The organism is Serratia sp. FGI94 (assembly GCF_000330865.1).
In the GTDB taxonomy this organism is placed as follows: Bacteria; Pseudomonadota; Gammaproteobacteria; order Enterobacterales; family Enterobacteriaceae; genus Serratia_B; species Serratia_B rubidaea.
Genome location: NC_020064.1, coordinates 1,400,954 through 1,423,250 on the forward strand (window position 1 = coordinate 1,400,954; position 22,297 = coordinate 1,423,250).

General features: G+C 56.5%; 21 protein-coding genes and 1 pseudogene. 16 read left to right on the forward strand and 6 right to left on the reverse strand.

Annotation, left to right across the window (positions count from 1 at the left end):
- Nucleotides 1–135 precede the first annotated feature (135 nt).
- From D781_RS06440 to D781_RS06460, 5 genes are all read left to right on the forward strand, one after another.
- On the forward strand, nt 136–1,068 hold the full coding sequence (locus D781_RS06440; RefSeq protein WP_015671504.1) for an ABC transporter substrate-binding protein: 933 nt from the start codon (nt 136–138) through the stop codon (nt 1,066–1,068).
- 80 nt (nt 1,069–1,148) lie between these two features.
- Nucleotides 1,149–2,309 carry an ABC transporter permease gene (locus tag D781_RS06445; protein ID WP_015671505.1) on the forward strand — a complete coding sequence of 387 codons (1,161 nt, stop codon included), beginning with the start codon at nt 1,149–1,151 and terminating at the stop codon, nt 2,307–2,309.
- A complete protein-coding gene (locus tag D781_RS06450; protein WP_015671506.1) occupies nt 2,306–3,244 on the forward strand; it encodes an ABC transporter ATP-binding protein in 939 nt (312 codons plus the stop codon). Before D781_RS06445 ends, D781_RS06450 begins: the two co-directional genes overlap by 4 nt.
- Complete coding sequence (locus D781_RS06455) at nt 3,241–3,981, forward strand: ABC transporter permease (protein WP_015671507.1); 741 nt, start codon at nt 3,241–3,243, stop codon at nt 3,979–3,981. The genes D781_RS06450 and D781_RS06455 overlap by 4 nt, the downstream gene beginning before the upstream one ends.
- A gap of 51 nt (nt 3,982–4,032) precedes the next feature.
- Nucleotides 4,033–4,809, forward strand: a complete 777-nt coding sequence (locus D781_RS06460; protein ID WP_015671508.1) for a PhnD/SsuA/transferrin family substrate-binding protein — start codon at nt 4,033–4,035, stop codon at nt 4,807–4,809.
- A 3-nt stretch (nt 4,810–4,812) separates the two neighbouring features.
- Here D781_RS06460 and D781_RS23935 read toward each other — a convergent pair whose 3' ends face one another.
- The 3 genes from D781_RS23935 to D781_RS06470 form a co-directional block, all read right to left on the reverse strand.
- Nucleotides 4,813–4,986 (reverse strand): hypothetical protein, encoded by a 174-nt coding sequence (locus tag D781_RS23935; RefSeq protein ID WP_015671509.1) that lies wholly within the window; start codon nt 4,984–4,986, stop codon nt 4,813–4,815.
- A 108-nt stretch (nt 4,987–5,094) separates the two neighbouring features.
- Entirely contained in the window at nt 5,095–5,589 is a 495-nt protein-coding gene (locus D781_RS06465; RefSeq protein ID WP_015671510.1) for a DUF2878 domain-containing protein, read from the reverse strand.
- A 172-nt stretch (nt 5,590–5,761) separates the two neighbouring features.
- Nucleotides 5,762–6,415: a metalloregulator ArsR/SmtB family transcription factor gene (locus tag D781_RS06470; protein WP_015671511.1), complete on the reverse strand. Its 654-nt coding sequence runs from the start codon at nt 6,413–6,415 to the stop codon at nt 5,762–5,764.
- Nucleotides 6,416–6,612: 197 nt separating this feature from the next.
- Between D781_RS06470 and D781_RS06475 the strand changes: the two genes are divergently transcribed.
- The 3 genes from D781_RS06475 (at nt 6,613) to D781_RS06485 (ending at nt 8,538) form a co-directional block, all read left to right on the forward strand.
- Complete coding sequence (locus D781_RS06475) at nt 6,613–7,455, forward strand: AraC family transcriptional regulator (protein ID WP_015671512.1); 843 nt, start codon at nt 6,613–6,615, stop codon at nt 7,453–7,455.
- Nucleotides 7,456–7,525: 70 nt separating this feature from the next.
- Nucleotides 7,526–8,230 (forward strand): AzlC family ABC transporter permease, encoded by a 705-nt coding sequence (locus D781_RS06480; protein WP_015671513.1) that lies wholly within the window; start codon nt 7,526–7,528, stop codon nt 8,228–8,230.
- A complete protein-coding gene (locus D781_RS06485) occupies nt 8,227–8,538 on the forward strand; it encodes an AzlD domain-containing protein (RefSeq protein WP_015671514.1) in 312 nt (103 codons plus the stop codon). The genes D781_RS06480 and D781_RS06485 overlap by 4 nt, the downstream gene beginning before the upstream one ends.
- 104 nt (nt 8,539–8,642) lie before the next feature.
- Here the strand turns inward: D781_RS06485 and ompC are convergent, their stop codons facing one another.
- Entirely contained in the window at nt 8,643–9,740 is a 1,098-nt protein-coding gene (gene ompC, locus D781_RS06490) for a porin OmpC (protein ID WP_015671515.1), read from the reverse strand.
- A gap of 268 nt (nt 9,741–10,008) precedes the next feature.
- On the opposite strand from ompC, the gene D781_RS06495 reads away from it, so the two are divergent.
- Both D781_RS06495 and dinG read left to right on the forward strand, forming a co-directional pair.
- The gene (locus D781_RS06495) at nt 10,009–10,662 is read left to right on the forward strand and encodes a glutathione S-transferase family protein (RefSeq protein WP_015671516.1); all 654 of its coding nucleotides are present in this window, start codon (nt 10,009–10,011) and stop codon (nt 10,660–10,662) included.
- Nucleotides 10,663–10,765: 103 nt separating this feature from the next.
- The gene (dinG, locus tag D781_RS06500) at nt 10,766–12,967 is read left to right on the forward strand and encodes an ATP-dependent DNA helicase DinG (protein ID WP_015671517.1); all 2,202 of its coding nucleotides are present in this window, start codon (nt 10,766–10,768) and stop codon (nt 12,965–12,967) included.
- Here dinG and D781_RS06505 read toward each other — a convergent pair.
- Nucleotides 12,964–13,401, reverse strand: a complete 438-nt coding sequence (locus D781_RS06505; protein ID WP_015671518.1) for an Lrp/AsnC family transcriptional regulator — start codon at nt 13,399–13,401, stop codon at nt 12,964–12,966. The genes dinG and D781_RS06505 overlap by 4 nt on opposite strands.
- 136 nt (nt 13,402–13,537) lie before the next feature.
- Here D781_RS06505 and D781_RS06510 point away from each other — a divergent pair, with 136 nt between their 5' ends.
- The 6 genes and pseudogenes from D781_RS06510 to D781_RS23190 form a co-directional block, all read left to right on the forward strand.
- Complete coding sequence (locus tag D781_RS06510; protein ID WP_051032618.1) at nt 13,538–14,476, forward strand: DMT family transporter; 939 nt, start codon at nt 13,538–13,540, stop codon at nt 14,474–14,476.
- A gap of 41 nt (nt 14,477–14,517) precedes the next feature.
- Nucleotides 14,518–15,150 (forward strand): LysE family translocator, encoded by a 633-nt coding sequence (locus D781_RS06515; RefSeq protein WP_015671520.1) that lies wholly within the window; start codon nt 14,518–14,520, stop codon nt 15,148–15,150.
- Nucleotides 15,151–15,227: 77 nt separating this feature from the next.
- Nucleotides 15,228–15,596 (forward strand): DUF1493 family protein, encoded by a 369-nt coding sequence (locus D781_RS06520; RefSeq protein ID WP_015671521.1) that lies wholly within the window; start codon nt 15,228–15,230, stop codon nt 15,594–15,596.
- A 495-nt stretch (nt 15,597–16,091) separates the two neighbouring features.
- Nucleotides 16,092–19,793, forward strand: a complete 3,702-nt coding sequence (locus D781_RS22570) for an RNA-directed DNA polymerase (protein WP_015671522.1) — start codon at nt 16,092–16,094, stop codon at nt 19,791–19,793.
- Between the two features lie 8 nt (nt 19,794–19,801).
- Nucleotides 19,802–20,236 (forward strand): hypothetical protein, encoded by a 435-nt coding sequence (locus tag D781_RS06525; protein ID WP_015671523.1) that lies wholly within the window; start codon nt 19,802–19,804, stop codon nt 20,234–20,236.
- A 307-nt stretch (nt 20,237–20,543) separates the two neighbouring features.
- A pseudogene (locus tag D781_RS23190) lies at nt 20,544–21,157 on the forward strand (transposase); the annotation flags it as partial.
- Between the two features lie 17 nt (nt 21,158–21,174).
- On the opposite strand, the gene D781_RS22575 reads toward D781_RS23190, so the two are convergent.
- Nucleotides 21,175–22,286 (reverse strand): IS3 family transposase gene (locus D781_RS22575; protein ID WP_102024956.1). Its coding sequence is split into 2 segments (ribosomal slippage): nt 21,175–22,025 and nt 22,025–22,286, totalling 1,113 coding nucleotides; the frame shifts between segments, so codons are not numbered across the junction.
- Nucleotides 22,287–22,297 lie beyond the last annotated feature (11 nt).

The window sequence follows — 22,297 nt, forward strand, 5'->3', positions numbered from 1 at the left end:
CAGGAAGGCGGCAAGGGAAGGAATCCCGATGAGCTTACTCTGGTCAGTGATTCGGGTGACTGAGCGCAGCCAACGCACCTGCGGCTTGAAGTATGACGGGTAGAGCGGTATTTATAAAACCAAGAGGACGACACCATGGCATTTATCTCCCCGCGCGGACGCTTTCTGGCGTTGGCGCTGAGCATTCTGACACTGACCGCCGGCGGCGCGCAGGCGGCGGAGTCGGTTCGCGTCGGCTCTAAAATCGACACCGAAGGCTCGCTGCTGGGCAATATTATCGTGCAGGTGCTGGAAGCCAACGGCATCAAAACCGTCAACAAACTGCAGCTGGGCACCACCAAGGTGCTGCGCGGCGCGATTACCGCCGGCGAAATTGATATCTACCCGGAATATACCGGCAACGGCGCCTTTTTCTTCGCGGATGAAAAAGACCCGGCGTGGAAGAATGCGCAGGCCGGTTTCGCCAAAGTGAAACAGCTCGATTACGACAAAAACAAACTGGTGTGGTTGGACCCGGCGCCGGCCAACAATACCTGGACTATCGCGGTGCGTCAGGACGTGGCGGCGGCCAACCAGCTGAAAACGCTGGCGGATCTGGGCAAATGGATTAACGGCGGCGGCACGTTCAAGCTGGCGGCCTCGGCGGAATTTATCGAGCGGCCGGACGCGCTGCCGGCGTTCCAGAAAGCCTACGGCTTTACGCTGAAGCAGGATCAGCTGCTGTCGCTGGCCGGCGGTGATACCGCGGTCACCATCAAGGCGGCGGCGGAGCAGACCTCCGGCGTGAATGCCGCCATGGCCTACGGCACCGACGGCCCGGTGGCGGCGCTGGGCCTGCAGACGCTGGCGGATCCGCAGGGCGTGCAGCCGATCTATGCGCCGGCGCCGGTGATCCGCGAAAGCGCGCTGGTGCAGCACGCCGCCATCGCCGCGCTGTTGAAACCGGTGTTCGCCTCGCTGGACGGCCCGACGCTGCAGCAGCTGAACGCGCAGATTGCGGTGGAAGGGCAGGACGCCAAGCAGGTGGCGGCGAACTACCTGAAAGCGAAAGGCTTTGTCAAAGGCTGATGACGCCATGACCGAACGTGCCGGGGAGGCGCTCCCTGCTCCCCGGCGACGCTGATACACCAGGATGCCGGAGCGTTTCTTTGACTACCGTTCTAAAAAACCGCGTGCTGTTGACGCTGTTTCTGCTATTGCTTCTCGCGGCGTTTGGCCTGCCGTTCCTCAGCTATGCGCCCAACCGCCTGCTGTCCGGGCAAAGTATTTCCCTGCTCTCTCTGCTGCACGGCCGCGCGCTGTGGCTGCTGGCGCCGCTGGCGGCGTTGGCGTTGCTCAGTCTGCTGCCGCCGCGGCGCGGGTACGCGCTGCTGACGGTGCTGGCCGCCTCGGCGCTGCTGACGCTGAGCCTGTGGCTGAGCGGCGATGCCGCACGGCAGTTGGCGCAGAGCGGTTCGGCGCTGGCGCGCACCTCCTGGAGCGGCGGCTGCTGGCTGATGCTGGCGCTGTGCCTGCTGATGGCGGCCAACGCCATGGAGCGCATCACCGCCTCGCCGCTGTGGCGCATCTGCGGCAACCTGCTGACGCTGGCGCCGGCGCTGTGGCTGCTGTTCAGCCAGCAGCTGGATGCGCTCTCGCTGCTGAAGGAGTACCACAACCGGCGCGAGGTGTTTGACGCCGCGCTGTGGCAGCACCTGACCATTCTGCTGCTGACGGTGCTGCCGACGCTGGCGATCGGCGTGCCGCTCGGCGTGCTCTGTTTCCGCTCGCAGCGTTGGCAGACGCCGGTGTTTTCCACGCTCAATATTATCCAGACCGTGCCGTCGATCGCGCTGTTCGGCCTGCTGATCGCACCGTTGGCCGGGCTGGCGGCGGCGATCCCGTGGCTGGCGCGCCACGGCGTCAACGGCATCGGGCTGGCGCCGGCGATCGTCGCGCTGGTGATGTACGCGCTGCTGCCGCTGGTGCGCAGCGTGACCGCCGGACTGCAGAGCGTACCGGCCAGCGTGATCGAGTCCGCCCGCGGCATGGGTATGACGCGCGGCCAGATCTTTGCACGCGTGCAGCTGCCGCTGGCGTTGCCGCTGCTGCTGACCGGGGTGCGCATTCTGGCGGTGCAGACCGTGGGCATGGCGGTGGTGGCCGCGCTGATTGGCGCCGGCGGCTTCGGCGCCATTGTGTTTCAGGGGCTGCTGAGCAGCGCGCTGGATCTGGTGCTGCTCGGGGTGATCCCGGTGATCGTGATGGCGGTCGTGGTCGACTCGCTGTTTAAACTGATAATTTCAATCTTGGAAGCAACCCGCCGATGATTAACTTTGACCAGGTAAGCAAGCTGTTTCAGGGCAAAGCCGCGGTGGATGATTTGTCGCTGAATATCGCCGCCGGCGAATTTACCGTACTGATCGGCACCTCCGGCTCCGGGAAATCCACCACGCTGAAGATGATCAACCGCCTGATTGAGCACGATAAGGGCAAGATCTACTTCGCCGGTGAAGAGATCCACAAGTTCAAACCGCAGGATCTGCGGCGGCGCATGGGCTACGCCATCCAGTCTATCGGGCTGTTTCCCCACTGGACGGTGGAGGAGAATATCGCCACCGTGCCGCAGCTGCTGAAATGGCCGCGCGCGCGCATCCGCGACCGGGTGACGGAGCTGATGGAGCTGCTGCATCTGGACCCGGCGCTGTTCCGCCGCCGCTATCCGCACCAGCTGTCCGGCGGGCAGCAGCAGCGGGTCGGCGTCGCCCGGGCGCTGGCGGCCGACCCGGAAGTATTGCTGATGGATGAGCCGTTCGGCGCGCTCGACCCGGTGACCCGCGCGGCGCTGCAGGCGGAGGTGGCGCGTATTCACCAGCTGTCCGGCCGCACCATCGTGCTGGTGACGCACGATATCGACGAGGCGCTGGCGCTGGCGGACCGGGTGGTGCTGATGGACGCCGGCCGCGTGGTGCAGCAGGGTACGCCGCTGGAGATGCTGACCCGCCCGGCCAACGACTTTGTGCGCGACTTCTTCGGCCGCAGCGATCGCGGCATCAAGCTGCTGGCGCTGGGGTACGTCGGCGAGCGGGTGCGCCCCGGCCAGGCCGACGGCGAGCCGATCAGCACCGCGATGAGCCTGCGCGAGGCGCTGTCGGTGTTTGTCGCCCGCGGCAGCGACCGGCTGCCGGTGGTGGATGAGCAGGGCGCGGCGCGCGGCGTGCTGCATTTTCACGATCTGATTGCTCCGCAGCAGGCGCTGTCATGAGCGGGGGTCTGTGGCGCTGGCTGCGCGACCCGCTGCCGTGGGCGACGGCGCTGCTGCTGGCGCTGGTGTTCGGCATGAACCAGCTGCACGGCCTGTTCGCCTACTGGTTCCCCGAGCTGCAGCGGCCGGTGTATCAGCAGGACAGTTTTATCTCGCTGCTGCTGGCCCACCTGACGCTGGTGGGCATCTCCAGCCTGATTGCGGTGCTGATCGGCGTGTCGGCCGGGGTGGCGGTCACCCGGCCGGCCGGGCAGGAGTTTCGTTCGCTGGTGGAGACGCTGGTGGCGGTCGGCCAGACCTTCCCGCCGGTGGCGGTGCTGGCGGTGGCGGTGCCGGTGATGGGCTTTAGCGAGCAGCCGGCGATTATTGCGCTGGTGCTGTACGGGCTGCTGCCAATCCTGCAGGGCACGCTGGCCGGCATCGGCGCGGTGCCGCCGGCGGCGCGGGAAGTGGCGAACGGCGTCGGCATGAGCCCGTGGCAGGTGCTGTGGCGCGTCGAGCTGCCGTTGGCCGCGCCGGTGATCCTCGCCGGCGTCCGCACCTCGGTGATTATCAATATCGGCACCGCCGCCATCGCCTCGACGGTCGGCAGCAAAACCCTCGGTTCGCCGATCATTATCGGCCTGAGCGGTTTTAATACCGCCTATGTGATTCAAGGCGCGCTGGTTGTGGCGTTACTGGCTATCATTGTTGATAGGGTGTTTGAACGTTGGGTAAGGCATATCCGTCATGGCTGACGCGGCGTTGGCGGCGCAGGCCATCAGGATGGACGGGATGGGGGAGTGGCGATGCAAGTATCTTTACCGATGTACGGCGTGACGCATCAACAGGTGGAACCGTTCTGGCGTGCGCTGCGCGCCAGGCTGCAGGCCTACGGTCTGGAGGCGCCGGAGACGCTGAGCTGGCCGCAGGATCTGGCGCGGCACTGGCGGCAGCCGGATCTGCTGCTCAGCCAGACCTGCGGCTATCCGCTGGTGGCCTATCTGCCGCAGGTGCAGGTGATCGGCACCTATCACTATCGGGTCGAGGGCTGCAACGGCCCCAATTACAGCAGCTGGCTGGTGGTGCGGGAGGACGACCCTGGCGAACGGCTGGCCGATTTCCGCGGCCGCACGGCGGCGTATAACAGCACCGACTCACAGTCCGGCTATAACAGCCTGCGGGCGCTGATTGCGCCGCTGGCGCAGGGCGGCCGCTTCTTCGGCAAGGCGCTGGCTTCCGGCGCGCACTATCAGTCGCTGAAGATGATCCAGCGCGGGGAGGCGGATATCGCCGCTATCGATAGCGTCAGTCTGGAACTGCTGCGCCGGGCGCAGCCGGAGGCGCTGCACGGGGTGAAAATCATCGGCCGCACCGCTTCGGTGCCGGGGTTACCGCTGATCACCGCCGCCGGTACGTCGCAGGGGCAGGTGGAGATCCTGCACGCGGCGGCCAATGAAATGGTCAGCGACCCCGCCAGCGACAGCCTGCTGATCGGCGATTTCAGCCTGGTGCCGCGGGCGGACTACCAGGTGATTGCCGAACTGGAACGGCAGGCGGCAGCGGCCGGCGTGACGGCGCTCTGACGCTTAGCGCTCCTGCGCGCTCGGCGCCGGGATGACGGAAGGCGCGGCGTTTTCGCTGCTGGCTTCCGGCTGCGGCGTGGTGGAGCGGGTGTAGATGTTCAGGCCGGCGAGGAAGACGCCGCCGAGGGAACCCAGGGCGCACAGGGCGATAATGATGACGAAGGCTTTTTTCAGCATGGGGCGGTTTCGCAGGTTGCTTAAAACAGCGGAAGAGTATAGTCCCTGCGGCGGCTTTAGTGAAATGTTAAAAGTCCGCAGCGTTGGTGCGGACAGTGCTTGGAGGGCTCAGGCCGCGGCGCGACGGCGCAGCAGCGGCCAGCTGACGGCAGGCAGGTAAACGGCCCAGCCGACCGAGAGGGACAGCAGCATCAGGTCCGGGGCGATCTGCGGGCTGAACGCCTGTAACTTCCAGCTGAGCAGGTAGCTGAGCGGCCCGGCGACCGCGCCGAACAGGGCGATGGGCCAGGCGGAGAGGCGGATCAGCTGCAGCAGCCAGCACCACCAACAGCCGAAGGCGAGCCACAGCGCCATCATCCAGACCGGCACGCCGGCATGATCGGTAAACTGCAGCACGCCGCCGTAACACCAGACGGCGTCCATCGCGATGCCCGCCAGCGCCGCCAGCACTGCCCATTTGCGCCGCGTCGCCGGGGTCAGCGCCAGCGCCGCTACGGCGCCAATCGCCAGGGCCAGCGCCGCCCGGTCGCGGCCGTACACCGCCAGCCCCCAGTAGGCGCCAAAGCACAGGGTGATCAGCCAGAATCCGGCATGCAGCTTCATGGCGCGCCAAACCGCAGCGCTAAAGCGGGGGAACGGGCGGTAAGCGGGGAAAAGTGCGGGCTGGTCATAACGTCTCCTTTGATGCGCGCGGCGGCGGGGCAGCGCTCAACGTAGTATAAGTAGACGTGATGGAACAATTGCTCGGTCTCCTAATTTTCCCGCACGGGGTGCGTTATAAATCAGAAATACGGTAGGCGCAGCGGCGAGAGCCAGACAGGACGTGCTCGATACGCTCCACCTGCGCCTGCAGCACCTCACGGAAAATACTGAGTTCTGAACGGCAAAAGCCTTGACATACGCTGGCGGCGGCGCAAATGGGGCAGTGGTTTTCCACCAGTTGGTAGCTGCCGTCTTCCAGCGCGCACCATTCGGCCATATAGCCTTCGTGGCAGCGCACCTTCGCCAGACGGGCGACGCGCTCCTGCAGGGTGACGGCGCCGATCATCGCCTGCTTATAGTTGATGCGCGTTTCCTGCTCGCGGCTTTCAATCAGCACGCCGAGCGCCTGCTCGCCGAGCTTATCGCGCACGGTGCGCAGCAGTTGCACCGTCAGTTCAGGGTGCGCGTCCGGGAACTGGGCGTTGCCGGCGGGGGTCAAATGCCACAGCTGCACCGGGCGGCCGACGCCGCGGGTTTCGGCGCGCGCTTCCACCAGGCCCTCTTTGGCCAGCTTGACGAACTGCTGACGCGCCGCTTCGCCGGTGGTGCCCAGCACTTTGCCGGCTTCGGTGGCCTGCTGCGGGCCGCGTACTTTCAGCAACTTCAGTAGACGGTCGCTGACAGACTGTGCGGTGCACTCGCCATTTTCCAGACTGATTCTGGCCATATTTCCCGCTTTACTCCTGCTTATTCCAAGATAACACTTGCTAAATTTAACGTAATATTACCGTCAACTCAATGCCATTACTCTGAAAACCGCCGCCAACCGCCATTTATGACTCTTTTTGCGGGCGGATGCGGTCAATTTTGTACAAAACCGCATGGACGGCGGATGCTAGAATAAGCGCTATGACGGAGGTGACGATGACCAGGCAAACGGCCCGCGGGCGACAAGAACAGACGCACTTTATGCACGTCGACGAGCTCGGCGGGCTGGAAGTGCTGCAGGCCAGCTATCTGCGTCAGACCTTTTCCCGCCACAGCCATGAAGGCTACTGCATCGGCGTGATTGACGACGGCGCCCAGCGTTTCTACCGCACCGGCGGCGAGCACGTGGCGCCGCACGGCAGCATTATTCTGGTGAACGCCGACGAGATCCACACCGGCAGCTCGGCGGCGGACAACGGCTGGGCCTATCAGGCGATGTATCCCAACCCGGAGCTGCTGGCGCGGCTGTCGCGCGATTTAAAGAGCTGCGCCGGCGGCGCGCCCTATTTCCCTCAGGCGGTGGTGCACGACGTCGGGCTGGCGGGGCAGCTGCGGCTGGCGTTCGGCATGCTGCAAAGCAACGAAAACCGCCTGCTGAAAGAGACCATGCTGTTCTCCGCGCTGACCTGGCTGATGATGCGCTACAGCAAAACCCGCGTGACGCCGGCGACGCAGAGCCGGGCGCAAAGTCAGGTTGCGTTGGTGAAGGCGCTGCTGGATGAGTACCCGGAAGTGGACGTCTCGCTGCTGGAGCTGGCGGAGCGGGTCTCCCTCAGCCCCTATTACCTGCTGCGGCAGTTCCAGCGGGTGACCGGCCTGCCGCCGCACGCCTATCAGATTCAGGCGCGGCTGCGTAAGGCGCGCGGCCTGCTTAAGCAGGGCCACGGCGTGCTGGAAAGCGCATTGGCCTGCGGTTTTCACGATCAGAGCCACTTCCACCGCCATTTCCGCAAGTCGATAGGTGTCACCCCCGGCGACTACGTCAACTCGCTGCGCTAAGCGGGCAATTACATACAATACCGCGCCGTTGCGGCCACGCTAGGCTGCGCTTTTTATCACGGAGCGCGCCATGACCTATTCATCTTTACCTATTCCGACGCCGCGCCTGCGGCCCGCGCTGCAGGGGGCACTGGCGATCTTGCCGCTGTGCCTGGCGGTGCTGCCCTGGGGGATCCTCGCCGGTTCGATGGCGCTGCAGAGCGGCCTGACGGCGGCGCAGGGGCTGGGCATGTCGGCGATTGTATTTGCCGGCGCTTCGCAGCTGGTGGCGATGGGGATGATTAAAGGCGGCGCTGGGCTGCTGGCGATTCTGCTGTCCACGTTCTTTGTCACCGCGCAGCATTTCCTGTACGCGCTGCGACTGCGGGCGGGCATTGCGCCGCTGCCGCTGCGCTGGCGGCTGCTGCTGGGCTTTTTACTCACCGACGAGCTGTTCGCCCTGACCGGCGACCACAGTGCCGCGCGCTTTGACCGCTGGTATGCGCTGGGCGCCGGGCTGACGTTTTATGTCTGCTGGCTGCTCACCACCTGGCTGGGGATCGCCGCCGCTGGCAGTATCGGCAATCTGGACGCATACGGGCTGGATTTTTCCATTGCCGCGACGTTTATCGCCATTGTGGTGCCGCTGGTGCGCAGCCTGCCGGTACTGGCCTGTGCGCTGACCGCGCTGTTGCTGTCGGTGGTGCTGCACCACTATCAGATCCCCGGCGCGCTGATTATCGCCAGCGTCGCGGCGATGCTGGTGGGGCTGCTGTGCAGCAGGGAGGCGTCATGATTTGGCTGACTATACTGCTGATGGGGCTGGTGGTGTTTTTTAACCGCTACTGTTTTCTGGCGCCGGGCCTGCGGCTGCGGCTGTCGCCGCGTCTGCATAAGCTGCTGGGATTTTCGGTGCCGGCGGTGCTCAGCGCCATCAGCGGGCCGATCGTGATGTACGGCGATGCCGGCTGGCGCGGCGTGGCGGATAACCCGTACCTGTGGGGCGCGCTGTTTGCGGTGATCCTGGCGTTTTTCCTGCGCAATACGCTGATTGTGGTGGTGCTCAGCCTGCTGATGTTTATCACCCTGCGCGGGCTGCTATGAGCCGGCGGTGAAAATAAAAAAGCCGGGCGCAGCCGGCCCGGCAAAGTAACGCTGGTAATCAACTGGCCGCAGCCATCAAGAGACGCAGTGGTGGTTACGCACGTTTAGAACTGATACACCAGACCGACGGCGACCACGTCGTCGTCTGACAGGCCCAGTTTATTGTCGCTGTCGAGCTGGTTGATTTTATAATCCACATAGGTGGACATGTTTTTATTAAAGTAATAGTAGGCGCCGACGTCGATATATTTCACCAGGTCGGCATCGCCGATATTTTCAATATCTTTGCCTTTCGACTGTACATAGCCAATTGACGGACGCAGGCCGAAGTCGAATTGATATTGCGCCACCAGTTCAAAGCCCTGCGCCTTATTAGCGAAGCCTTTTACCGCCGTGCTGTTCTGGTTAATGGTCGCGGTGCCGGACAGCGGCACGATATTGCGGCTTTCTGAATAGGTGGCCGCCAGATAGAGGTTATTGTTGTCATATTTGACGCCGGCCGCCCAGATATCCGCCTTGTCGCCCTTGCCGTAGTCGCCCAGCTTTTGCGCGCTGGTGCGGTTGGAGGAGGCATAGGCGGCGCCAACGCTCAGACCGTCGATCACTTCATAGCTGGATGACAGCCCCCAGCCGTCGCCGTTGGCCTTGCTGGCCGCGCGGTCGTCATTCTCGTTTTTGCCCTGATACTGCACGGCGAAGTTCAGCCCGTCCACCAGACCGAAGAAGTCGCTGTTGCGGTAGGTGGCGACGCCGTTGGTGCGGCCGTTCATAAAGTTGTCGGTCTTGATATAGGCGTCGTCGCCGAACTCCGGCAGCATATCGGTCCAGGCGCCGACGTCGTAGATAATGCCGTAGTTGCGGCCGTAGTCGACGGAGCCGTAATCGCCGAACTTCAGGCCGGCGAAGCCGAGGCGGGTTTTGCTGTCTCTGGTGCCTTCGGACTCGGCGTGGTTGACGGCTACCTGGTATTCCCACTGGCCGTAGCCGGTCAGCTGGTCGTTAATCTGCGTGGAGCCTTTAAAGCCGAAGCGCACGTACGATTTATCGCCGTCACTGTCGGCCGCGTCGGAAAAATAGTGTAATCCTTTTACCTTGCCGTACAGATCCAGTTTATTTCCGTCTTTATTATAAATTTCTGCCGCGTAAGTCGAAGGTGCAATAAAAAGCGCCGGAAGCATAACGGCGAGAAGATGACGTTTCATGGTTGTCCCTGCTTTTTTGAATGAAAAGGCTATCGCCACTATTTATGGCTATTACCGCTGCCGGAATGATGGCAGCGCAGATTTTTTACCAAGGTTGTGTGATGCCTTTATGACAGCACATTGATATCTGTGCTGCATGCTGAAAAACCGAGCGGGAAAGTGTGGGGCGGCTGGTCTACAGTTAAGCGTAGCGCGGCCGTTTGGCGGCGCGCGCCACAACAGCCTGGCGCAGCGGACGCGCCGCGAACCCTGCCGTTACGGAGGCGTTATGCGTGATACTTATACCCTGCTCGGCTGCCGCGGCTGCGGTTCGACCATCGTCGCCGCCGCGCTGGAGCTGACCGGCTTTCCCTGGGGCTATGAGGAAGTGGACTACGCGGCGGACAGCCCGGAGCGTGAGCGCTTACTGCGGCTCAATCCGCTGGGGGAAGTGCCCACTCTGATTCTGCCCAATAACGAAGTAATGACCGAGAGCGCGGCGATCGTGCTGCTGCTGCATGCGCGCGCGCCCCATGCGGAGCTGGCGCCGGAGGCGGGCGCGGCGACGCTGCCGCGTTTTTTACGCTGGCTGATGTTTATCAACAGCGCGATTTACCCGACCTTCACCTACGGCGACCACCCGGAGACCTGGCTGCCGAACAGCCGCCGCCCGGAACGGCTGGAGGAGGCGATCGCCCCGCACCGCGAGCAATTGTGGCTGCAGTGCGCCGCGGCCGCCAGCGACGCCGGGCCGTGGTTTCTCGGCCGCACCTTCAGCGCGCTGGATCTGTATATCGCTGTGATGTGCAACTGGCGGCCCGGCCGCCGCTGGTTTCTTCAGCACTGCCCGCAGCTGACCGCCATCGCCGGGCGGGTGGAGCAGCTGCCGCTGCTGAATGCGCTGTTCCAGGCGCACTTCGACCACGTTGCGCCGCTGGAATAATGCGCGGCGCTGCGCAAAGCGGACGATGCGTCGCTCAGCCGGGCTGACGGCGCGCCTCGTCTGTGGGACAATAGCGCCATCATTTCGTTTAGATAAGAGTTGAATGGCGCTCACCTCCTCAGTTAAAGATCAGATCGGCAAGTGGTACAAGGCCCTGCAGCAGCAAATACCGGACTTTATTTCCCGCGCGCCGCAACGGCAGATGATTGCCGACGTCGCCAAAACGCTGGCGGGCGACTACCCGCGTCACCTGGCAATTGAAGCGCCGACCGGCGTCGGCAAGACCCTGTCGTACCTGATCCCCGGCATCGCCGTCGGGCGCGACGAAGGCAAGCCGCTGGTGGTCAGCACCGCCAACGTGGCGCTGCAGGACCAGATCTACAGCAAGGATCTGCCGCTGCTGAAGAAAATCATCCCGGACCTGAAGTTTACCGGCGCGTTCGGCCGCCGGCGCTACGTGTGCCCGCGCAACCTGGCGGCGATGAGCACCGACGTGGCCGAGCAGGGCGATCTGATGCTGTATCTCGACGAGGACGAACTGGCGCCTTCCAACGGCGAAGAGCAGGCGCTGTGCCAGAAACTGTCAAAATCCCTGGCCCGCCACGAGTGGGACGGCCTGCGCGACCACTATGCGCAGTCGGTTGACGATACGCTGTGGGCCAAGCTGAGCACCGACAAGGCCAACTGCCTGGGGCGCAACTGCCACTATATCCGCGAGTGCCCGTTTTATCTGGCGCGCAAGGAGATTGAGAGCGCCGACGTGGTGGTCGCCAACCACGCGCTGGTGATGGCGGCGCTGGAGAGCGAATCGGTACTGCCCAACCCGAAAGAGCTGCTGCTGGTGCTGGACGAGGGCCACCACCTGCCGGAGGTGGCGCGCGACGCGCTGGAGATGGAAGGGGAGATCACCGCGCTGTCCGCCAACCTGCAGCTGGATATGATCGTGCGGCAGGTGGAACTGTGCATGACCCAGTACCGGCCTAAGAATCCGCCGGGGCTGGCGAATATCGAGCGGCTGAAAAACCACTGCGAGGAGCTGCGCGAGCTGATGCAGGCGTTTGAGCATCAGGTAAGCGCTTACTTGCCTGGCGACGGCGCGGCGGCGGAGCACCGCTTTGAGATGGGGGCGCTGCCGCCGGAGATGGTGGAGAGCTGCGCGCGGCTGTTCAAACTGACCGACGGGCTGCGCGGGCTGGCGGAGTTTATTCTCAACGACCTGAGCGAGCAGACCGGCAAGCACGATATCGTGCGCCTGCACCGCACGATTTTGCAGATGAGCCGCACGCTGGGCTATCTGGAGGCGATGAGCAAGCTGTGGAAGCTGGCGGCGATGGATAAATCCTCCAACGCGCCGATCTCCAAATGGGTGACGCGCGAGGTGCGCGATAACGTCACCCACCTGTATCTGCACTGCGTCGGCATCCGCGTCAGCGATCAGTTGGAGAAGCTGCTGTGGCGCAACGTGCCGCACGTGGTGGTGACCTCGGCGACCCTGCGTTCGCTTAACAGCTTCGCCCGCCTGCAGGAGATGAGCGGCCTGAACGAAAAGGCCGGCGACCGCTTCGAGGTGCTCTCCTCGCCGTTCAACCACGTCGAGCAGGGCAAAATCGTCATCCCCGCCATGCAGTTTGAGCCGTCGATGGCCAACGAGGCGCAGCATCTGGAAGAGATGGCGCGCTGCTTCCGCGCCGAGGTGGCCGGCGGGCAGCACAAGGGCATGCTGATCCTGTTCAGCAGCAACCGGGCGATGCAGACCTTCCTCAGCTACGTCACCGATTTACGGCTGATGCTGTTGGTGCAGGGCGACCAGCCGCGCTACCGGCTGGTGGAAGAGCACCGCAAGCGGGTGGAGAAGGGCGTGGCCAGCGTGCTGGTGGGGCTGCAGTCCTTCGCCGAAGGGCTGGATCTGAAGGGCGAGCTGTTGACGCAGGTGCATATCCACAAGATCGCCTTCCCGCCGATCGACAGCCCGGTGATCCTCACCGAAGGCGAGTGGCTGAAAACCCTGAAGCGCTATCCGTTTGAAGTGCAGAGCCTGCCCAGCGCCTCGTTTAACCTGATCCAGCAGGTCGGCCGGCTGATCCGCAGCAACCAGTGCTACGGCGAGATCATGATTTACGACCGCCGGCTGCTGACCAAAGGCTACGGTTCGCGCCTGCTGGCGGCGCTGCCGGTGTTCCCGATCGAACAACGGGCGGTGCCGGAGGCCGACAAGGCGCACCTGGCGGCGCTGAAGTCGGCCGCCGACGCGGTCAAAAAAGAGAAGAAGAAGGGCAATCCGTTCGCCCGTCGTCGTCGCCGTTAAAGCGCCAGCGGCGGCAGGCGGCGCTTCACCGGCGTGGTTTTCACAATTGAGGTGTTGCTTTGCGCCTGCTCGGCCAGCCGATCGAGGATCTGGTCGAGCTGCTCCAGCGAACGCGCCGCCAGCCGTATGATAAAGCAGTCTTCCCCGGTCACCTTGTCGCACTCCACCACTTCCGGAATGGCGGCGACCATCTGCTCCACCTTCTTCAGCATCCCCGGCAGCGGCTTGAGGCGCACCAGCGACTGAAAGCCGTAGCCCAGCGCCTGCAGATTGACGTTCAGGGTGTAGCCCTGAATCACGCCGCTCTCCTCCAGCCGCCGCAGCCGTTCTGAGGTGCTCGGCGAAGACAGCCCCACTTTGGCGCTCAGCGTTTTCAGCGACATGCGCGCGTCCTCCGCCAGCAGCGCCAGAATTTGGTGATCGATAATATCCATAGCAACCTTGTTAGGTAAGTAATGTATTCAGCCTTTAATAAAAAGGAAGTTAAGCATATCTGCCTGCTTTTGGCTATGGAGCGCGGCGGCAAAAGGTTGCAAGCTAATGCAATTACTGACGCAGGGGATACAGACGATGAAGGCAGAGATAAAACGCGGTTCGCTGGAGATGGTGGCGGCGATGCTGATTTCCGGTTCGATTGGCTGGTTTGTGCTGATGTCCGGCCAGCCGGTGATTAACGTGGTGTTCTGGCGCTGCGCCATCGGCGCGCTGGCGCTGCTGCTGGTATGCGCTCTGCTTGGTCAGCTGCGTGCGCCCGGGCTGCGGCGGGCGACGCTGCTGATTGCCGTCGCCGGCGGTATCGCGCTGGTGCTGAACTGGCTGCTGCTGTTCAGCGCCTACCGCTATGCGTCGATCTCCATCGCGACGGCGGTATATAACACCCAGCCGTTTATGCTGGTGGTGCTGGGGGCGCTGTTTCTGGGGGAAAAACTGACGCTGCGCAAGCTGCTGTGGCTGGCGCTGGCCTTTGCCGGCATGGCGCTGGTGGTGTTGGCGCAACCGCAGCAGGCGGGCGCGGGCGGCCAGTATCTGCGGGGCATTTTACTGGCGCTGGGGGCGGCGTTTTTCTATGCGCTGATGGCGCTGGCGGCCAAGCGCCTGACCGGCACCCCGCCGCAGCTGATCGTGTTGATTCAGGTCAGCGTCGGCGCGCTGCTGCTGCTGCCGCTGGTGGACTTCCACGCCGACGCCAGCGCCGGGCAGTGGGGCATGCTGATGGCGCTGGGGGTGGTGCACACCGGGATGATGTTCGTGCTGCTGTACGGCGCCATCCAGAAGCTGCCGACCCACCTGACCGGTTCGCTGTCGTTTATCTATCCGGTTGCCGCCATGCTGGTGGACCGCTGGGCCTTTGCGCACCAGCTGTCGCTGGCGCAGCTGGCCGGCGCGGCGCTGATTCTGCTGGCCGCTGCCGGGATGAACCTGCTGGGCGAACGCCGCCGGCCGCAGCCCGCCGTTGAAAAGTGTGAAATTGTGCCCGCCGAAACTGGAAAAACGCCGTCGCTGAGGTAGATTAATAGCTTGCTCACTTGGCTAGCATAAGCGGGAATATCATGATCGACATCTCTACCCTGGCGCTGTTTTCCGCCGCCAGTCTGGCGCTGACCGTTACCCCCGGGCCGGATATGCTGCTTATCGCCTCGCGCAGCATCAGCCAGGGGCGGCGCGCCGGCTTTGCCTCGCTGGCGGGGATCCAGCTTGGCACCTATTGCCACGCCCTGGCGGCGGCGCTGGGGCTGTCGCAGCTGTTTGTCGTCATGCCGCTGGCCTATGACGCGGTGCGGGTGATGGGCGCGGCCTACCTGCTGTATCTGGCGTGGAAAACGCTGCGTTCGGGCGGCAACCTGCAGGCGTCCGCCGGTCTGGCGCCGGTGGCGGTCGGGCGCATCTTCCGGCAGGGGCTGTGGACCAATATCCTCAACCCGAAAATGGCGCTGTTTGTGCTGGCGCTGTTCCCGCAGTTTATCAACCCGCAGGCCGGCTCGGTGGTGCTGCAGATGCTGGTGCTGGCGACGGTGCTGAATCTGGTGGGGCTGGCGGTGAACGGCGGCGTGATTATGCTGGTCAGTGGCATGAAGAGCCGCTTCGCCGGTCGCCGCATCAACGCGCGCTGGCCGAACTATCTGCTGAGCGGGGTGTTCGCCGCGCTGGCGTGCAAGCTGCTGCTTTCCAGCCGGCAGTCGTGAGGGAAGGGCCTCCGCTAACGGGGGCCGTAATTGCTGCCGCTGGAGCCGGGCGGCGACAGGTTAAGGATGATAAGGGAATGGACAACAAGCCGCACAACGCCGATATCGCTCAGCGGGTGTTTGATTGGTACGATGCGAAATGGAATCTGCGCACGCCTTTCAGCCAGAAGAAACCGCTGACGCCAGACACCAGCCTGTCTACGGGCAACTATCCCTGGATCTGGGAAGATGGCCTGGAGATCATGGAAGAGTACTTCGAGCTGTTCAACGTTGACAGTTCAGGCTTTAACTTTATGCGCTACTGGCCGCAGGAGATCGGCGTAACCTCTGCCGTGCTTAGCTGGCTCTGTCCCCGAAGTAAGAAAAGAAAATACCAAGAGCCTGAAGCGCTGACTATTGCCATGATGATGGAGTCTGCGAGGGCGGGGCGGTGGTTGGATGGGTGAGTGTATCTGATAGGAGCCGCTGTTGGTATGAAATCTGATTTGAGAGTCGGTTTTGTGCCAGGAACGGACACTGATGACCAAGCTTAAGTGTCATCCTTGCCTTGTATGCGAATGGCACTAATTTGGAGATTAGTAAAACTAGAACGCTTCATCGAAATACCACAAAATCTTCGATTCGAAGAAAATCCTACTTATGTCATCATCGATTCTTCAGTGGGATTACTTACCGCCAAACGGACCGATACTAGAAAACTCTAAGTAGGGGGCCAATTTTGTAGACCACGACAACGCTCCCCTTCGTACAACCTGATTTAAAGCCTGAAAGAAGTGCCTGATGTATCAGGTGGACCACCATTCAACACAACGCAACCTTTGAAACTTACCGTGGACCATTCTATTAAGTAACGGTAGTATAGTTATATGGAGTGATACAAGCAGTGAATTTCGATGCTGTAGTTGAAGTGAATAAGAACGCTTAAGATTAAGTTGAGAAAAATGAAACTACTTGATAAAAAGTATTATAACCTCGAACCTAGTTCTGAGTACCTTAAGGACTCATTTATTTTAGGATTGGCATGGAAAAAAACAGACAGTTTTGTCAGAACTCACAATTGGTATGCAGATCTATTAGCGCTTGACAAATGTGCATTTGATATTAGTGATGAAGTCACTAAATGGTCAAATGAAGTCAAAAATGCCACTTTTCATAAAAGTGATATTGAATTAATACTCGCTCCCAAAGGTGCTAACTGGTTTTTTAAAAAAGGGAGGTGGATTACAAATAAAGAGGATAGAAAATTAAGACCATTAGCTAATATATCTATCAAGGAGCAGTCTTTTGCTACAGCAGTAATGATGTGTATTGCTGATTCGCTAGAAACGAGGCAGAAAGATTGTTCACTAAGTAGCCTTGGCTATGCTGAGCATGTGAAAAATAAAGTTGTTAGTTACGGAAATAGGCTTATTTGTGATTGGAATAATGATAAGGCCAGATTTCGTTGGGGTGGAAACGAATATTACAGGAAGTTCTCTACAGATTATCGAAATTTCCTACAAAGACCTATCTATGTAGGAAGAGAAACTGTAAATAAAGTCAGTGGAATTGATGATGTTTATATTGTTAGTTTGGATTTGAAAAACTTTTTTAGCTCTATAAAAATAGATCTTCTGATAAAAAAACTTAAAGAAATATCTTCTAAACATTACGATTGCAGTGTTTCAGATAATAATGATTTCTGGAGTTTGGCAACTCAAATTTTGAATTGGACATGGCCTAAAGACACTTTGTCTATACTTGGCAGTTTGGATTTAAAAAAAATCGTTGGGCTTCCTCAAGGCTTAGCATCGGCTGGAGCTCTGGCGAATGCATATCTCATTGATTTTGATGAGTCTATAATTTCTAAATTTCGTGATGGTAGTCATATTATACTGCATGATTACTGTCGATATGTAGATGATATTAGGTTGGTGATTTCTGGAGAGGCGCTAAATAATAAAGAAATCAAGGAATTTGTTCATGGCTTAGTTCAATGTGTTCTCGATGAAACATTGAAACAAGATAAGTTAGATGGAGAGCCTTATTTAGAGATCAATGATAAAAAAACGTCAATTTTAATACTTTCAGATATTGATAACGGAAGCGGCCTTACAAATAGAATTAATGAAATTCAGCATGAAATAGGAACTTCGAGTATTCCTGAGCGTAACGGGCTAGATAATAATATACCAGCACTTCAACAGTTATTACTGACTGAGCAAGATAATTTCTTCGATGATGCTAATGATTCATTCCCAGGTTTTAACAATGATAAATCGATTAAAGTAGAATCTTTGCGTAGATTTTCGGCCCATAGACTGGAAACAAGCTTAACTAAAAAAAGCAAACTGATCTCACCTGAAGAGAGAAAGCAATTTGATAATGAATCTGAGCTGATTGCAAAGAAATTATTTAAGGCATGGCTTAAAGATCCATCGATTATGGTTATCTTTCGTAAGGCAATAGCCATAAACCCTAATCTGGATGCTTATAAAACCATTCTTGATGATATTTTTAAAAGAATAAAATCAAATCGTGATAAGTGTGATAAATATATCATGATATATCTTCTTTCTGATATATTTCGTAGCGTCGTTGATCTCTACCGAAATATACAGAAAGAGTGCATATCTAATTATCAAAAGTTGATGAGTGAAGTTACATCATTTGCTCAAAAACTACTTTCTTGTAAATCTGACATTCCAAGTTATGCATATCAGCAAGCACTACTCTATCTTGCTGTAATCAACAAACCGTTTATAGCTAGTAATAAAGCATCTCCTGATCTTACTAGACTCCAAAACGTTTTGATTAAAAAACACTTAGAACCATTGAATATTAGTGATGGTTACCTATTTGAATTATCTGCTCAGATCAGCAAAGATTACCAAGCAAATGCTGTTTTTCTACTTTCACATACAAAAAATAAAGAAGCAGTAGATTCAATTATAAACAATTTTGCTTTCCGTGGTGGTGAGTTTTGGAACGAAATTTGGAAAGAAATAGTTAGGATGAAAGATAGTGATATAGATAAAAATAGGATTAACGAATTTAGATGGGCCATACCTAAAAATGAGTCAAAACCAAATGGTTCGGAGCATAATCTTTCATCAGTAATCAGCTTCAAGGAAAACCCGTTTAAATATGAACATGCTCTTCTTAAACTGGGTATAGCATTAGTTGATCTTCTAGATGATAAGGAGAAAAAAGCATGGAAATCTAATGGCAAGCAGTATTCTCCACATGAAATAAAAGTAAATCTATCAGATATATCAACATCATGGACAGAACTATGGCGTCCAGGTGTTAATATTTCATGTTCGATAGATAAAATAGGAAAAATACCTACAGACCCGCGCTATGCAAGCCCTGAGTGGTTAGTAGCTTCTCATCCCCCCCAACAACATGATGCACAAAAATTATATTGGGTGTGTAGTGTGCTAAGAAGTGCTGCTTTGGGTAATGTGGATTACACCCAGCGAAATGATTTAAAGTTTAATGGCGAAAAGTATGATGGTATACGTTCTCAGTTTTACAAGCGACGTATGGGAATGTTACATACACCAGAATCAATTGTTGGGTCATATGGAACTATAACTGATTGGTTTGCAAGCTTTCTTCAGCATGGATTGCAATGGCCAGGTTTTTCTTCTTCGTACATAAATCAAGACGATATATTGTCAATTACCTGCCTTGATGAGTTTAGAAAATGTATGGTAGAAAGGCTAATTTATTTAGAAAAGCAAATATGCACTTCATCCAATGTTCCAACATTACCTACTGTTGTCAGTAGACCTGAGTTAGCATCTAACCAATTTAGAATTGTTACTGTGCAGCAGTTATTTCCTAAGGATAAACATTTTCACCCTTCTGACGTAACACTGGATAATTCCGATGTGCGTTGGAAGCATAGAGAACACCTCGCGGAAATTTGTAAGCTAACGGAGCAGACTTTAAATACTAAACTTAAGACGGAATCTAGAGATCATACCAGTACTGCTGATCTTATTGTTTTTTCTGAATTGGCTGTTCATCCAGAAGATGAAGACATAGTAAAAGCTCTGGCATTTAAAACTAAAGCCATCATATTTTGCGGATTTGTCTTCTGTGAACAAGATGGCAAAATTGTTAATAAAGCTCGCTGGATCATTCCAGACTCTTCCGAGTCAGGAACTCAGTGGCGTATTCGTGACCAGGGTAAATATCATATGACAGTAGATGAAGTTACTCTTGGTGTTCAGGGATATAGACCATCCCAACATATTATTTCTATTGAGGGGCATCCAGAAGGACCATTCAAAATAACTGGCGCGATTTGCTACGATGCAACAGATATAAAGCTTGCGGCAGACCTGAGAGATTTAACTGATATGTTTGTCATTGTGGCTTACAATAAAGATATTGACACATTTGATAATATGGCTTCAGCGCTTCAGTGGCATATGTATCAACATGTTGTTATTACAAATACGGGAGAGTATGGTGGTTCAAGTATGCAAGCCCCATACAAAGAAAAGCATCATAAACTGATCTCTCATGCTCATGGGACTGGCCAAATAGCAATTAGCACTGCTGATATAGATTTAGCAGCTTTTAGGCGTAAGCTAAGTTTATACAGAAAGACAAAGTCCCAGCCTGCTGGATTCAATCGAAAACATTAAGAGTACATATGGACACATTAGTTAAGTTAGCTACTATAGCTTCTCCGTTGGTAAGTGCTGGAGTGGCTATTTGGGCGATTTTAGTTGCCAAAGCAACCATCAGTGAGAGCAAAGAAATTGCCAAAAAAACTATTGCAGACACGGCTTATCAAGCATATTTACAATTAGCTATGGAAAACCCGCATTTCTCTAAGGGTTACACCGCAGATGGTAGGCATGAGCGAGACCCTATGTATGACCAATATGTTTGGTACGTGGCCAGAATGATATTCTGCTTCGAGAAAATAGTTGAGGTTGAAGGTAATTTTAAAGATGAATCTTGGGAGAAAACGTTAAAAAAACATTTGGAGTTTCATTCTGAACATTTTAAAAAAACTAAAGTTGTTGAAGAGAAACTTTATATTCCCTCAATTTTGAATCTCATAAAATGCGCAGCTAAATAAAAGCGCGCTATGTTATGATTATACTTTTAACATAAATTCCACTTGAGATAATAAAAACCCCAAGAGAATTCTTGGGGTTTTTCTCCTAATTAACAGTAAGTATCAGTTGGGTTGTAAACTATTTGAGGAGCGTGTTTTTTCATCGGGCGATAAATTTTGTATTGCAGATTTAATTTCTGCTCCTCGCTCATAAGGGACAACCATACTCAAATCTCCCACATTGCAGGAGATTTGAGTATGATGATCTTACCCAGCAATAGTGGACACGCGACTAAGTGAGTAAACTCTCAAGCAAGAGGTGACTCACATGACAAAACCAGCATCAACCACCAAAAAGCCACGCAAGCAACATACACCTGAATTCCGCGACGAAGCCCTGAAACTAGCTGAACGCATTGGTGTGGCCGCAGCCGCCCGCGAACTCAGCCTTTATGAGTCGCAAATTTACACCTGGCGTAGCAAGCGGCAGCAACAGGCAACGTCCTCTGAACGTGAGAGCGAACTCGCCGCTGAGAATGCCCGCCTCAAACGCCAACTGGCTGAACGGGACGAGGAGCTGGCCATTCTCCAAAAGGCCGCGACATACTTCGCCAAGCGCCTGAAATGAAGTATGTCTTTATCGAAAAGCATCAGGCTGAGTTCAGTATCAAAGCCATGTGTCGGGTACTGCAAGTCGCCCGCAGTGGCTGGTATGCCTGGCGTCAGCGCCGTCACCAGATAAACCGACGTCAACAGTTCCGACTTGTCTGCGATGATGCGGTTCGACAGACCTTTGCCAAGGCAAAACAGCGTTATGGAGCGCCTCGTCTTGCTGATGAACTGCCGGAGTACAACATCAAGACTATCGCCGCCAGTCTACGTCGTCAGGGGCTGCGGGCGAAAGCCTCGCGCCGGTTCAGCCCGCTCAGTTACCGTGAGCATGTGTAAATAGACCCGCTTTAGTTCCACACACTTTTTGAGATCCCGGCCAAGTAACACTGTTGGCGGTATTCCTCCGGCGTCAGGTTGTTCAGTGATTCATGCGGGCGTTCACAGTTATATTCTGACAACCATCGCTCCGTGATTTCACGCACTTCATTCAGTGTTCTAAACAGATAAAAATCGAGTATTTCTGTGCGATATGTCCGGTTAAAGCGTTCAATGAATGCGTTCTGCGTCGGTTTACCCGGTTGGATAAATTCCAGTTTTACCGTGTGTTTCTCTGCCCATTCAGCCAGTGCCAGCGAGATGAATTCCGGACCATTATCCATGCGAAGCATTACGGGATATCCCCGGTTTGCTGCGATCCTGTCGAGGACACGAACCACTCGTTGAGCTGGTAAATTAAGGTCTATTTCGATCGACAACGCCTCGCGATTAAAGTCATCAACGACGTTGAACGTACGAAAACGACGACCGCAAATCAGGGCATCATGCATGAAGCCAACAGACCAGCTCTGGTTTAACGCTTCAGGCGTAGCAAGCGGCGATGGATTACGTACCGGTAGACGCTGCTTGCCTTTGCGACGAAAATTTAGCTTCAGCAGACAGTAAATACGGTGGATCCTTTTATGATTCCACGGGTATCCTTGCCTCCGCAGCACCTGAAACAATTTTGGAAAACCATATCGTGGATACCGTTCAGCGGCAGCCTGCAATGCGGAAATAACAGGTTCGTCACGCGTAGTATTCGGACGATAATGATAAACCGTTCTGCTCAGGTTCAGGCTCCGACAGGCCTGACGGATACTGAGTCCGAACGCCGTTATCAGATGAGTGACCAGCTCACGCTTAAAGGCTGGTTTCAAAGCTTTTTTTCGATAACGTCTTTCAATGCCCGGTTCTCAAGGCTGATGTCAGCAAACATTTGCTTGAGACGCCTGTTTTCGTCTTCAAGATCCTTTATCTTTTTAATATCAGAGGCTTCCATACCACCGTATTTAGATTTCCAATTGTAGTAGGTCGCTTCAGAGATACCGACCTCGCGGCAGACATCCTTAACAGTTCGTCCGGCTTCAACCGACTTAATCACAGCGATGATCTGATGCTCAGTAAAACGGGCTTTACGCATAACGATCTCCT